Source organism: Georgenia sp. Z1491 (assembly GCF_057652395.1).
The window spans coordinates 2,298,012-2,311,644 of sequence record NZ_CM172729.1 but is presented as its reverse complement, the minus strand read 5'-3'; the positions used below and the strand labels follow the sequence as shown (position 1 = coordinate 2,311,644).

12 protein-coding genes are annotated in these 13,633 nt (G+C 74.9%); all 12 read left to right on the top strand.

All coding sequences use genetic code 11. From position 1 onward, the window contains the following. The 12 genes from AC24HA_RS10675 (at window position 1) to AC24HA_RS10620 (ending at window position 13,626) form a co-directional block, all read left to right on the top strand. A complete protein-coding gene (locus tag AC24HA_RS10675; protein ID WP_425709879.1) occupies window positions 1-1,587 on the top strand; it encodes an SDR family oxidoreductase in 1,587 nt (528 codons plus the stop codon). Then, a complete protein-coding gene (locus AC24HA_RS10670) occupies window positions 1,587-2,087 on the top strand; it encodes a pyrimidine dimer DNA glycosylase/endonuclease V (protein WP_425709880.1) in 501 nt (166 codons plus the stop codon). Before AC24HA_RS10675 ends, AC24HA_RS10670 begins: the two co-directional genes overlap by 1 nt. Continuing rightward, on the top strand, window positions 2,050-2,892 hold the full coding sequence (locus AC24HA_RS10665; RefSeq protein WP_425709881.1) for a tryptophan-rich sensory protein: 843 nt from the start codon (window positions 2,050-2,052) through the stop codon (window positions 2,890-2,892). The genes AC24HA_RS10670 and AC24HA_RS10665 overlap by 38 nt, the downstream gene beginning before the upstream one ends. A gap of 41 nt (window positions 2,893-2,933) precedes the next feature. After that, window positions 2,934-3,608 carry an FMN-dependent NADH-azoreductase gene (locus AC24HA_RS10660; protein WP_425709882.1) on the top strand — a complete coding sequence of 225 codons (675 nt, stop codon included), beginning with the start codon at window positions 2,934-2,936 and terminating at the stop codon, window positions 3,606-3,608. Window positions 3,609-3,744: 136 nt separating this feature from the next. Continuing rightward, on the top strand, window positions 3,745-4,656 hold the full coding sequence (locus AC24HA_RS10655) for a DUF2268 domain-containing putative Zn-dependent protease (RefSeq protein WP_425709883.1): 912 nt from the start codon (window positions 3,745-3,747) through the stop codon (window positions 4,654-4,656). Window positions 4,657-4,693: 37 nt separating this feature from the next. Beyond that, window positions 4,694-5,866 (top strand): prephenate dehydrogenase, encoded by a 1,173-nt coding sequence (locus AC24HA_RS10650; RefSeq protein WP_425709884.1) that lies wholly within the window; start codon window positions 4,694-4,696, stop codon window positions 5,864-5,866. Then, window positions 5,863-6,639, top strand: a complete 777-nt coding sequence (gene cmk, locus AC24HA_RS10645; RefSeq protein WP_425709885.1) for a (d)CMP kinase — start codon at window positions 5,863-5,865, stop codon at window positions 6,637-6,639. The genes AC24HA_RS10650 and cmk overlap by 4 nt, the downstream gene beginning before the upstream one ends. Continuing rightward, window positions 6,636-7,343, top strand: a complete 708-nt coding sequence (locus AC24HA_RS10640) for a lysophospholipid acyltransferase family protein (RefSeq protein ID WP_425709886.1) — start codon at window positions 6,636-6,638, stop codon at window positions 7,341-7,343. The genes cmk and AC24HA_RS10640 overlap by 4 nt, the downstream gene beginning before the upstream one ends. After that, window positions 7,340-8,956, top strand: a complete 1,617-nt coding sequence (gene der, locus AC24HA_RS10635) for a ribosome biogenesis GTPase Der (protein WP_425709887.1) — start codon at window positions 7,340-7,342, stop codon at window positions 8,954-8,956. Before AC24HA_RS10640 ends, der begins: the two co-directional genes overlap by 4 nt. Continuing rightward, the gene (locus AC24HA_RS10630; RefSeq protein WP_425709888.1) at window positions 8,949-10,385 is read left to right on the top strand and encodes an MFS transporter; all 1,437 of its coding nucleotides are present in this window, start codon (window positions 8,949-8,951) and stop codon (window positions 10,383-10,385) included. Before der ends, AC24HA_RS10630 begins: the two co-directional genes overlap by 8 nt. Next, window positions 10,382-12,487, top strand: coding sequence for a hypothetical protein (locus AC24HA_RS10625; RefSeq protein WP_425709889.1), 2,106 nt, complete (start codon window positions 10,382-10,384; stop codon window positions 12,485-12,487). Before AC24HA_RS10630 ends, AC24HA_RS10625 begins: the two co-directional genes overlap by 4 nt. Further along, a complete protein-coding gene (locus AC24HA_RS10620) occupies window positions 12,487-13,626 on the top strand; it encodes a glycoside hydrolase family 88 protein (protein WP_425709890.1) in 1,140 nt (379 codons plus the stop codon). Before AC24HA_RS10625 ends, AC24HA_RS10620 begins: the two co-directional genes overlap by 1 nt. Window positions 13,627-13,633 lie beyond the last annotated feature (7 nt).

The following is a 13,633-nucleotide window of genomic DNA, read 5'->3' as shown; positions in this document are numbered from 1 at the left end:
ATGGTGACGATCCCACCGCGCACCGTGCGCAGGGCCGAGCGTTCCCGCACCGTGCTCGTCACCGGTGCCACCGGCTACATCGGTGGACGCCTGGTGCCCGAGCTGCTCGAGGCGGGACACGCCGTCCGGGCGCTCGTCCGCACCCCGGACAAGCTGCGGGACGTCCCCTGGGCCGGGGACGTCGACGTCCGGCAGGGTGACCTGCTGAGCGAGTCGTCCCTGGACGAGGTGATGGACGGGGTCGAGGTCGCGTACTACCTCGTCCACGGACTGTCCGCGAGCCGGGACTTCGAGGTGGACGAGCTGCGTGCCGCTCGGGCGTTCGTCCGCGCGGCCGAGGCGGCGGGCGTGGAGCGCATCGTGTATCTGGGCGGCCTGCACCCGCGCGACGAGCAGCTCACCGTGCACCTGCGCTCCCGGGTGGCTGTCGGTGAGGTCTTCCTCGGCAGCTCGGTGCCGGCGATCGTGCTCCAGGCCGGCACCGTCATCGGCTCCGGCTCGGCCTCGTTCGAGATGGTGCGCCACCTCGCCGACGTGCTGCCGCTCATGCCGGCGCCGAGGTGGGTGCGCAACCGGGTCCAGCCGATCGCCGTCCGCGACGTGCTGCACTACCTCGTCGAGGCCGCCTCGGCGAAGGGCGACATCGACCGGGCGTTCGACATCGGTGGCCCGGACGCGTTGACCTACGCGGAGATGCTCAACGGGTTCGCGCGCGAGAGAGGACTGCCGCGGCGGACGATCATCGCCCTGCCGGTACTCACGCCCTGGTTGGCCTCGCAGTGGATCAACCTCGTCACACCGATCCCGCGTGACCTCGCGGTGCCGATCGTCGGATCGCTGCGCCACTCGTGCGTCGTCACCGAGCGCGACATCGACGCCCTGATCCCGCCGCCGGCCGAGGGGCTGGTGCCCTACCGCCGGGCGGTCCGCCTCGCCCTGGCTCGGACGAACGAGCGCAACGTGCCGACCAGCTGGCGCGGCTCGACACCGGCGGGCGCCCCGAGCGATCCGTTGCCCACCGACCCGGACTGGGCCGGACAGCGGGTGCTCACCGACGACCGGGCACGCGCCACCTGCGCCTCGCCACGCACGCTGTGGTCCTTCGTGGAGGGCATCGGCGGGGAGAACGGGTGGTACTCGTTCCCCCTCGCCTGGGCGGTGCGCGGCGTGCTCGACAAGCTCGTGGGCGGGGCGGGCCTGCGCCGGGGTCGGCGCGACGCGGTCCACCTGCACGTCGGCGATGCGCTGGACTTCTGGCGGGTCGAGGCGCTCGAGCCGGAGCGGCTGCTCCGGCTGCGCGCCGAGATGCGGATGCCGGGCCGGGCGTGGCTCGAGCTGGGGATCGAACCGGGCCCGGACGGCGAGGGTGCCGTCTACCGTCAGCGCGCCGTCTACCTTCCGCGCGGGCTCACGGGCCGCCTGTACTGGCTGCTCCTCCAGCCCTTCCACGCGGTGATCTTCGGGGGGATGACGGAGCGGATCACGGCAGCCGCGGAGGCCGCCGAGGCCGACGCCCTCCTGGCGACCGCCGGAGCGAGCGACGCCGACGCCCGGTCCGACGACGTCGACGAGCAGGTGGGTGGCTGATGCGGCTCTGGTCCCTGCATCCGCGCTACCTCGACCGGCAGGGTCTGACGGCCGCCTGGCGCGAGGCGCTGCTCGCGCAGTCCGTCGTCATCAAGGGCGGCGGAGGGTACGCGAACCATCCCCAGGTCGAGCGCTTCCGTTCGCAGGCCGACCCCCTGGCCGCCCTGGGCGAGTACCTCGCCGGTATCGCCGACGAGGCACATGCCCGCGGGTACCGGTTCGACGCCGCGAAGATCCGCACCCCGCCCGGTGACGCGTCCGGTCCGCCAGCCATGACCGTGACGACCGGACAGCTCGCGCTCGAGTGGCAGCACCTGCTCGGAAAGCTTCAGCGGCGCAGCCCCGACGTCCACGCCCGCCTCGCCGGCGTCGAGCACCCTGATCCGCACCCGTCGCTCGTCGAGGTGCCCGGGCCGGTGGCGACGTGGGAGCGGCAGAGCACCAACGACGAGAGGACATCGCATGGCACACCCCGCACAGGGATCGCACCGCAGGCCTGAGTCGGACACCCGTCCCACGGGCGCCGACCGCGTCCGCCACGTGGTCGTCTCCGTGAGCGCGGTCCTGGCGATCCTCGGCGCCATGGTCGGCTCCGGCGCGCTCGGCGGCGAGTCGATGCCCGAGGCCGCAGGTGGGGCGTTCGCCGCCGACGCCACCCACGTGGCCCCCGCGGGACCGGCGTTCTCGATTTGGTCGGTGATCTACATCGGACTGGTGGCCTACGCGGTGTGGCAGTGGCTGCCGGCCCCGGCGGCCGCCGAACGGCACCGGCGGGTGGGCTTCTGGATCGCCGCGTCGATGCTGCTCAACGCCGTATGGCTCCTCGTCGTGCAGGCGGCGCTCCTCTGGCTGAGCCTTGCCGTCATGGCGGTGCTCCTCGTCGTCCTCGTCATCGTTCTCGTCGAGCTGCGGAGCCGTCCGTCCACCGGCGTCGTCGACACGATCGTCACGGACGGAACCGCGGGGCTCTACCTCGGGTGGATCGTCGTGGCCACGGTCGCGAACGTGGCTGCCGTGCTCGCGGAGGCCGGCTTGCGCGAGTCGGTGAGCAGCCCCGGCGCGTGGGCGGTCGCCGTGCTCGCCGTCGCCGGACTGGTCGGTTCCGCGCTCGCCCTGTGGAGCCGCGGGCGTCTCGCCCCGAGCGTGGCCATCTGCTGGGGGCTCGCCTGGGTCGGCGTCGCCCGACTGACCGGCGATCTGCTCTCCGGGCCTGCCGCCTACGCGGCGATCGCCGCGGCGGCCGTGGTCGCGATCGTGACGGTGTCGGCACGCCTGCGTCGTGCGCGGACGACCGTGGAGAGCTGACGTCGCGCCGGCCGCGTGCGACACCGGTACCGTGCAGTGGCATGGCTCACCTGCTGCGACTCGACTCCTCCGCCCGGCCCGACGGCTCCGTCTCCCGCGAGATCACCGGCGCGTTCGCCGACGCCTGGGCGTCCGTGCCCGGGGCGACCGTCCGGTGGCGCAACCTGCACGCCGACCCGCTGCCGCACCTGCCGCACGCCGACCTGCACTGCGCGCCACCGCTGCGCCCGAGGGGCGCGACGATCAGCCATCGCGTCGAGCAGCACCAGCTGCAGGTCGTCGGCGAGCTCCTCGCCGCCGACGTCCTGCTCGTGGGAGCGCCGCTGTACAACTACTCGCTGCCCTCCACGCTCAAGGCCTGGCTCGACCACGTCCACGTGCTCGGCATGACGGCGCCGTTCCTCGAGCACCAGACCCAGCCGCTCGCCGGCCGGCCTGCGATCGTCGTCTCCAGCCGCGGGGCCGTGTACGACGACGCCGACGGACCGGAGGACCACGGCCGCCCGGTGCTGCAGGCCGTGCTCGGGGACGCGATGGGCATGCAGCTGACCTTCCTCGGAGCCGACGCCACGCTCGCCGACCTCGTGCCGGCGATGGCTCCCTTGCGGCAGCGCGCGCAGGAGGAGCGAGCCGCCGCCCTGCAGGCGGCCCGGGCGATGGGGGAGGAGCTCGCGCGCGAGGCGGCCGGGACCGGTACGGACGAGCCGGACGTCTGACCACCTGGCACGGGCGATGCCGGTGCCGCCCGGTCGCCCGCCAGCTACGTCGAGTTGATCTCGGCACGTGATCCGGGAGTGCCGTATCGGGCACACCGCGTGCACGTCCCCGCCTGCGGTCCCTACCGTGATGGGCATGCCGATCACCGTGCTCGACACCGCGTCCGGCATGCGGGAGGTGCTCACCGCGCCGCCGGCCGGCCGGCCCGACCTCCTGCGCGACCTGCTCGCGCCGATGGCGGACATGTATCGCTACGTTCCCGGCGAGGTCGACCTCGTCGCCCTGCACGCGATGTGCCAGGGCTTCCCGCTCGACCGGAGCACCGAGGACGTGCTGGCGGCCCTGGACCGCCTCGAGGCCGCGGACGCGTGGACGAGGGTCAGCGCCGCGCTGACCGATGCGGTCGAGCTCCTGACCGGTGCCGTCCCCGGGCTCGAGGTCCCGGACATCACCGTCCTGCTCGTGCTCGGGGATCCCGATGACGAGACGTTCATGGGCCCGGCGCGCGGCCTCAACGGCAACGGTGCGATGACCGGCTACATCCAGGTCACCCTGTGGCCGACCGAGGAGAACCTCGCCCGCCTCGAGGCGGCCGCCGTCCACGAGCTGCACCACAACCTCCGCTACGCGCCCGGCGGCGTGGTGTGGGACCCGGCCACCGTCGACGTCGGCGAGCACGTCGTCTCCGAGGGCCTGGCCGACGCTTTCGCGCGGCAGCTGTTCGGGAACGAGCTCGGACACACCCCGATCGGCATCCCGCACCTGGAGGACGACGAGGTGTTCGCGCACGTCCTCACCGGCCTGGACGTGACAGGCATGCAGAACGTCACCGCATGGGTGCTCGGGGACCCGATCGCCGAACGGTTCGGTGGTACCGGGGTGGGCGTGCCCACCGGCGGCGGGTACGCGGCCGGCAACCGTCTCGTCGACGCCTACCTCGCCCGGACCGGGCGGAGCGCCGCCGAGGCGCTGCACGTGCCCAGCGCGCAGATCCGCGCGGCGACCCCCGGGGCGGCGGCCGGTAGCGGGTGCGCCCACGGCGCGTGACCACGGCCGGGCCCGCCGCCTGGGCTAGCCTTCCCCGGTGACCGACGATCTTCCCCGCCGCGCCGCGGCCACCGCGGGACCGGTGCGGATCGTCGGCACCGGTCTGCTCGGCGCGAGCCTCGGGCTCGCCCTGCGCTCCCTCGGCGTCGAGGTCCGGCTGGCCGACACCTCCCCGGTCTCGCTCGCCCTCGCGCGCGACCTCGGCGCGGGAGACATCGCGGCCGGGAGCAGCGCCGTCGGGGGCGGACCCCCGACCGACGAGCCCGGGTCCCGGGAGCCCGCGACGCCCGCGATCGTCGTCGTGGCCACGCCGCCCGACGTCGCCGCCGAGGTCGTGCTGCGCGAGCTCGCCCACCACCCGGGTGCCGTCGTCACCGACGTCGCCTCCGTCAAGGACGTCGTCGCCCGGGACATCCTCCTCGGCGCGGGCGAGGCCGCGCCGCGCTACGTCGGCTCCCACCCCATGGCCGGGCGCGAGCGCTCCGGCGCCACCGGCGCGGACGCGGACCTCTTCGCCGGCCGGCCCTGGGTCGTGGTCCCCACCGAGCGCTCGTCGGCGGACGCGGTGCGGACCGTGCGGGCGCTCGCGCAGGACGTCGGCTCGTTCGCCGTCGACATGGCGGCTGCCGAGCACGACCGCGCCGTCGCCGTCGTGTCCCACCTGCCCCAGGTGCTCTCCTCGTTGCTCGCCGCGCGACTCAACCACGCCGACGAGGCCGCACTCGGGCTCGCCGGCCAGGGGCTGCGCGACACCACGCGGATCGCCGCTGCCGACCCCCGGCTGTGGAGCGCGATCCTCACCGGGAACGCGGCCGCGCTCGCCGCCGAGCTGCGGTCCGTGCGCGACTCGCTCGACGAGGTGCTGGGCGCACTGGATCTCGGCGTCGCCGACCCGCTCGCCGCCGGCGCGGTCCGCCCGCTCGCCGACGCGATCCGCGGCGGCAACGAGGGGGCCGCCCGCATCCCCGGCAAGCACGGGGGAGCGCCCCGCCGCTACGCCGAGGTCACCGTGCTCGTCCCCGACGCGCCCGGTCAGCTCGGCCGCCTGTTCAGCGAGGTCGGCGACGCCGGCGTGAGCATCGAGGACCTCGGCATCGAACACTCGGCGGGACAACGCGTCGGTCTCGTGCGACTGTCGGTGGTGCCGTCGGCCGCCGCCGACCTGGAGATCGAGCTCGACCGCAGAGGCTGGAGGGTGGTCGCCTCATGACCACGGACGACATACCGACGACACCGGCACAGCGCTGGCCCGACCTGCCCGGCCGCGGCGCGGGCCTGCTCCTCGCGATCGACGGACCCGCCGGCTCCGGCAAGTCGACCGTCGCGCGGCGGGTCGCCGGCTCGCTCGGGCTCGCCTACCTGGACACCGGGGCGATGTACCGGGCGGCGACCCGCTGGTGCCTGTCCGGCGGGCTCGACCTCGCCGAGCCCGACCCGGCCGCCGTGACGGCCCGGGTGGCCACGATGCCGCTGACGATGGTCCTGGATCCCGAGCGGCCCCGCACGCTGCTCGACGGCGAGGATGTCTCGCAGGCCATCCGCACCCCGGAGCTCACCCGCCGCGTGGCCGCCGTCGCTTCGAACCTCGACGTGCGCGCCGACCTCCTGCGCCGCCAGCGTGCGATCGTCGTCGACGAGACCACGCCGGGCCGGGCCTCGGTCTCTGCGGGCCGCGGGGTGGTCGCCGAGGGGCGCGACGTGACGACCGTGCTCGCCACGGACGCCGACGTGCGGCTGCTGCTCACCGCCAGCGAGGAGGCCCGGCTCGCCCGCCGCGCCCGCGAGGTCCGCGGCTCCAGCGACGCCGAGGCGGTCGCCGCGACGCGCGCCGAGGTCCTCGACCGGGACACGACCGACTCCGCCACCACGAGCTTCCTCACCGCCGCGGACGGGGTGACCACGCTGGACACCTCCGACCTCGACCTGCCCGAGGTCGTCGCCGCGGTCCGCGAGCTGGTGGCGTCGACGAAGGGACACCGATGACGGACAAGGACACCCGCTCGCGCGGCCGGCGCACGTCGGCGGACGACATCCTGCGCTGGGGCCCCGTGTGGTCCCGCAGGGTCGGGCAGGTGCTCGCCCACGGATGGTGGCGCACGAGGATCGTCGGTGCGGAGAACGTGCCGGCGACGGGACAGGTCATCGTGGCCTCCAACCACACCGGCATCGTCGACGGCCCGCTCCTGCACGGCGCCCTCCCGCGCGGCTCGCACATGATCATCAAGCAGGAGTTCTGGGACAGCCCGCTCGGGTTCCTCATGACGCTCGCCGGCCAGATCCCGGTCGACCGCCGTGCCGGTCGCAACGCCCTGCAGATCGCCAAGCAGTTCCTGTCCGAGGGCCGGCTCGTCGGGATCTTCCCAGAGGGCTCCCGCGGCCGCGGCGACGCCAGCCAGGTCCACGCGGGCGTGGCGTGGCTGGCCGTCCAGTCGGGCGCGCCGGTCGTGCCCGTCGCGATCCTCGGCACCCGCCCGCCCGGTACCCCCCGGTCCTACGTCTCCCCGCCGCGCTCGAGGCTCACGGTCGTCATCGGCGAGCCGGTGGCCGTCGAGGTGCCCTCTGGCGCGTCGGGCCGCACCGCCATCACCGCCGCGATGGAGCAGATCGGCCGGGCGCTGTCCGCGCACGTCGCCGACTCCGTGGAACGGACCGGCATCCCCCTGCCCGACGACGAGGACCCCCGATGAGCGAGCCCACCGACCCCACCACAGGCCCCACCGACGCCCCGGCCGCCGACCAGCGGCCGGCCGCCTCGACGCCCGGCGGCGACGGCACGCCGGCCACCGAGCCGGGCTTCGTCGTCGGGGACTGGGACTCCGACGCCCCGCCGGAGCGCCCCGACGTGCCCGAGGCCGACGACGACGACGAGGCCCGCCGCGCCGAGGCGCTCCTGGCCGGCCTGCAGCAGTACGACCTCGGCGACGAGGACCTCGCCGTGCTCGACGGCGAGGGACAGCTCGACGACGACACGGAGATCGAGGCCGGCCTGCCCGTGCTGGCCGTCGTCGGCCGACCCAACGTGGGCAAGTCGACCCTCGTCAACCGGATCCTGGGCCGGCGGGAGGCCGTCGTCCAGGACACGCCCGGAGTCACCCGGGACCGCGTGAGCTACCCGGCGGAGTGGGCCGGCCGCCGGTTCACGCTCGTCGACACCGGTGGTTGGGAGGTCGACGCCCGCGGCCTGGACGCCCAGGTCGCCCAGGCCGCCGAGACCGCGATCGATCTCGCCGACGCCGTGCTGCTCGTGGTCGACGCCGTCGTCGGTCCCACCGACACCGACGAACGGGTCGTCCAGCTCCTGCGCCGTTCCGGCAAGCCGGTGGTCCTCGTGGCCAACAAGGTCGACTCCGCCTACCAGGAGCCTGACGCCGCGATGCTCTGGTCGCTCGGCCTCGGCGAGCCCCACCCGGTCTCGGCCATGCACGGCCGGGGCAGCGGCGACGCTCTCGACGCCGCGATGGCGGTCCTGCCCGAGGTCTCCGCCGTCGCCGCCCCGCTCCCGCCCGGCGGCCCCCGGCGGGTCGCCCTCGTGGGACGGCCGAACGTCGGCAAGTCCTCCCTGCTCAACTCGCTCGCCGGCAGCGAGCGGGTCGTCGTCAGCGAGATCGCCGGCACCACCCGGGACCCGGTCGACGAGGTCGTCCACCTCGACGGGCGCGCCTGGTGGTTCGTCGACACCGCGGGCATCCGGCGCCGCGTCCACCAGTCGAGCGGCGCGGACTACTACGCGTCGATCCGCACCCAGGCCGCCATCGAGCGCGCCGAGGTCGGGGTGGTCCTCATGGACGCCTCCGAACCGCTGGCCGAGCAGGACCTGCGCGTCGTCCAGCAGGTGGTCGACGCCGGGCGTGCCCTGGTCGTCGTCATGAACAAGTGGGACCTCGTCGACGACGAGCGCCGCCACATGCTCGAGCGCGAGATCGAGCGGGACCTCGTCCAGGTGACGTGGGCGCCCCGCATCAACCTCGCGGCCATGACGGGCTGGCACACCAACCGCCTCGCCCGCGCGCTCGACGCCGCGCTGGACTCGTGGTCCACGCGCGTGCCGACGGGCCGGCTCAACGCGTTCATCGGCGAGCTCGCGGCCGCGCACCCGCACCCGGTCCGCAGCGGCAAGCAGCCCCGGATCCTCTTCGCCACCCAGGTGTCCGCGCGCCCTCCCCGGTTCGTGCTGTTCGCCTCGGGATTCATCGAGGCCGGCTACCGGCGGTTCATCGAGAACCGACTGCGGGCGGCCTTCGGCTTCGTCGGCACCCCCATCGAGATCTCGGTCCGGGTCCGCGAGCGACGCCGTGCCTGACGCCGCGCGCGTCGCCGACCCGGACGGTCAGGACCGGTCGGTCGGCGGACGCGCGCAGCCCGGGCGGGGCGAACGGCTGGGGTTCGCCGTCGGCGACGTCTTCATGGGCGGGGCCAGCTCGCTCATCTCCGTCGTCTACCTCATCTTCCTCACCGACGTCGTCGGCCTCAGGCCCGGCCTCGCCGGCTCGGTGGTGCTCGTGGCCAAGGTGTGGGACGCCGTCAACGACCCGCTCATGGGTGCCCTGTCGGACCGCACCCGCACGCGGTGGGGGCGCCGCCGGCCGTACATGATCGTCGGCGCGCTGCTGCTCGTGCCGGCGATGGCGCTGCTCTGGCTGCCGCAGCTGCCCGTCTCCGGCCAGCTGTCGATGTTCGCGTGGGCGGTGGCCTCCTACCTGCTGTACGCCACCGTGCAGACGGTCATGGCGGTGCCGTACGCGTCGTTGTCGACCGAGATCGCCACGGACTACGACGTCCGCAACCGCGTCAACACACTCAGGCTCCTGCTCTCCACCGTGTCCTCGGCGGTCTGCTCGCTGCTCGCGACCTTCCTGTTCGAGGCCTACCGCGGGGGCGACCTGACCGTCGGCGGGCTCTACACGGGGATCGTCCTCGGACTCGGTGTCGTCCTCGCGGCCTGCGTACTGACCTCGGCCCTCGTCTCGAGGGAGCGGACGCCGCTGCCGGAGACGATCGAGCCCGTGACCCCGCGCGCGTTCGTCGCGCCGCTGCGGATCCCCACGTTCCGGCGCCTCCTGGGCATGTACCTCGGCCACTCCCTGGCGCTCGACATCATCACGGCCTCGCTCCTGTACTACACGCTGTACGTGGTGTCCGGCGCGAGCTCCCAGGTGGTGCTCGGCCTCTTCATCGCCGTCAACGTCGTGGCCTACCCGATCGTCACCGCGCTCGTCGGGCGCGTGTCGAAGGCGACCGTCTACCGCACCCTGCTGCCGCTGGGGATCGCCGCGGCGGCCGGCGTCGCCCTGTACCCGGGGACGTGGCCCGTGTGGGGCCTGTACGGCGTCGCGCTCGCGCTGGCCGTCGGCATGGCCGGCGCCCAGCTCATGCCGTGGGTGATGTTCGGGGACGTCGTCGACGACGCCGAGCTCGCCACCGGCCGCAGGGACGCGGGCTCCTTCAGCGGTCTCATGACGTTCGTGCGCGGGCTGGCGACCGCCGTCGTCGTCCAGCTCATCGGGCTCGTGCTCGAGCTCACCGGCTACGTCGCGCCCGTCGGCACCGAGGTCGTCGAGCAGTCGGAGGCTACCCGGTGGGGGATCCGGCTCGTGCTCGGCGTGGGGGTCGGGGCCATGCTCCTGCTCGGCCGGCGGGTCTCGCGCGGCTACCCGATCACGCGCGACCGCGCGCTGGTGACGGCGCGGACGCTCGCGGAGCGACGTGGGGCGGCCGGGGGGCCGGCATGAGCGCGCGACGCCTGCGGCGGCTCGGCCACGACGCGCCGCCGCCCACCGACGACCCCGGCATGGGCGAGAAGATGGGCCCCTCCGGGTTCGCCGCCCTGGCCGATCTCGTGGCGGGACGACCGGTCGACGTGGCGCCGCTGCTCGACCGGGCGCGCTTCGTCGACCTGCGCATCGACTGCGCCGACTTCCGGGCGCTCACGCTCGCGCGCGTGGTGCACGCGGACCTCGCGAACGCGGAGGTCGCGAACGCGGAGGTCACGTCGGGGTCCGGGGAGCGCGCGAACGCGGAGCTCGCCGCAGGGACCGGGGCCCGTGCGCCGTGGCGCGAGGCGCGTGCGCCGTGGCGCCTGCCGGCCGAGGTCCGGGACCGGCTCCGCGACACCCTCACCGGTTTTAGGTACTCCCTCGACGTGCCGGGCGACGACTCGATGTGCCTGTGGTCGGAGAACCACCAGGTCGTGGCGGCGGTCGCGGAGCACGCGGCGGGGCTCGGGTACCCGACCCGGCGCTTCTCCGCGTCCGGGGCGACCGGCCGTGAGCACGCAGATCTCGCCGCCGACCGGCTCCGGACGTGGCTGGCGGACCGGTTCCGGATCGGGTTCGTCGAGTGGCTCTCGCCCACGTACTACGAGGAGGACGCAGCCGCGCTGGCCGTCCTCATCGACGTGACCGACGACGAGGATCTGCGCGAGCGGGCGCGCGGGGCCCTCGACCTGCTGACGATCGACCTCGCCCTGCACTCCGCCGGCGGGGTGCTCGTCGGCAGCGCGGGCCGGGCCTACGGCGCGCAGAAGCTGGCGCCGTCGACCCAGGAGGTCGCCCCGGTCCTCGCGTGGCTGCTCAACGACCGGTCAGGGCGCGCGCCGGGGCACCGGGACGACGACGCGGTGCGAGCCCGCGGTGCCGACCGCCTCGGCGGCCTGCTGCGCGTGTCCTCCTACCGTGCGCCGGCGGTGGCGCGGTCGATCGTCGCGGACACCTCGCCGATGCTGGTGCGGGAGAGCTTCGGCCTCGACATCGGCGAGGTCGCCGGATACGTCGCCGACCCGGACGACCTCGAGCGCAGGGGGTTGCTGCTGTGGTCGATGGAGTCGTTCACGGACCCCGAGTCGGTGCGCATCACGATGGACCTCGTGGCGCGGTGGGGACTGTGGCGCAACCGGTTCCTCTCACCGCTGGCCGCGTTCCGGCACGTCCCGCGCGCGATCCTGCCCGCCCTCGTGCACGCCGTGGACCCGGCCACGCGGGGAGTGACGATCCGTCGTGCGGACGTGACGACCTGGCGGCGGGGCGGGCTCGCGCTGTCGTCGGTCCAGCACCACGAGCCGGGTGGGTACGGCGACCAGCAGCACCTGTGGCAGGCGACCCTGCCCGGGGGAGTCCCGGTCCTCGCCACGCATCCGGGGCGGGCGATGTTCGACGACGTCGCGCGGAACTTCTCCCCGTCGGCGTGGACCGGCAACGGGCGCAACCCCGACGTCGGCCAGGACGGTCAGGTGCTCCTCGCGCTGCACCGCCTCGGGGGGCGGCACGGGTATCTCGAGCGCGAGCGGCACCGGTGGACGCACCTGCTGTGGCGGGAGGACCGGTTCGACCGGCAGGACCGGGGCGACGACTGGGTGGTCGCGCAGGCGGGCGACGGCCTGGTCGGCGTGCGGTCCCTGCGTCCGATGCGCACCGGCGAGCCCGGGGAGCTCGTGCAGGCCGGCGACGTCACCGGATGGGCGGTGGTCGTGGCGGACGCCGGCGAGGGGTTCCCGTCCTTCCGTGAGCGGATCCGGCGCTCGACGCTGCAGATCGACGACGCCGGCCGCACCCTCGTGCTCCGGATCGCCGGCGACGACGCCCGGGTGCCCGGCGGGACCGCGACCGGTGCCGGCGACCCGGCGTCCGTGCCAGGCCGGGACGGGCGGGTGCCCGTCGGCGAGTGGCGCCTCACCTGGCGTCGGGGGCTGTTCCGCGACGGCGCGGCCCTGACGCGTGAGCACCCGCGGCTCTCGTTCGGGGACACCCACGTGGAGCGGTTCCCGGACCGCCTCACGGTCCGGCACGACGGTCACGAGCTCGTCCTCACGCCCCGTGGTCGGCAGGAGCAGCGGTGATGAGGTTCGCCCTTGCGCGCACGGTCGAGCTGCTCGACGATGTCGTCGCCTCGGACGCCACGCGGCCCGTCCGGCCGTGGATGTGGGGACCGGCCCTGCTCGGGCTCGCGCTCGCCGAGGTGGAGACCGCCGTCGGCGACCGCGGCTACGAGGCATGGCTCGCCCGGTTCGCCGACCACCACCTCGAACGGGGCGCGCTGCCGGTCAGTGCGGACACGATCGCCCCCGCGCTGGTCACCGCCGAGCTGGCCCGCCGCACCGGCGAGTCGCGCTACGCCCGGGCCACCGACCGCGCCCTGGCCGCCGTGCGTGCGGAGGAGCCGCTCGGCGGCCCGCCGGGCGGGGGAGCGGCGAACCACCTCGGTACGTCGGGCTACTCGAGGTTCTACCCCCGGTCGGTGTGGGTGGACTCGCTGATGATGGTCGGCGTGCTCGCGGCCCGCGAGGGCGCGGCCCGGGGGGACGAACGGCTGACCGCCACGGCCGCCGCGATGCCGGGCGCCTTCGCCGACCTGCTGCAGGATCCGGTCACCGGGCTGTGGGCGCACTCGTGGTGGGCGCCGGGGCGGTTCGGCGGCGCGCACGGGCGGCGGTACCCGCGCGTGGCCTGGGCGCGGGGGAACGCCTGGGTCGTCGCGGCACTCCCGGCGATCCTCGAGGTCGTGGGGTCCGGACCTCCTGCCGGGCCGGGTTCGCCGGCGGGCCGGCCGGACCCGGTGGCCGACGGGGCGTCGCGCCCCGTCGAGCTCGCGCGAGCCGTGGACGTGCTCGGGTCGACCAGCGCGGCGATCCGGCGTCGTCAACGGCCCGACGGCACCTGGCCGACGCTCCTGGAGCCGTCCGGAGGCTACCGCGAGCTCTCCGCCACCGCGCTCGTGGCCGGCGGCTGGTTGCGGGCCGTTCGGCTCGGGCTCCTCGAGGAGTCCTACGTGGTGCCCGCCCGGCGCGCGCTGGCCGCGGTGGTCGGCGCGGTCGACCGGCGTCATGGCCGATGGTCGTTGCCCGAGGTCTCGGGCCCGACGATCCCGCTGCCCGTCCTGCCGCGCGCGGGCTATCTCGCGGTGCGCCCGGGGCGCGACCATCCGTGGGGGCTCGCCGCGCTCGCGCTCGCGGCGATCGAGGACGACCGCCTCGCGTAGCGGCGTT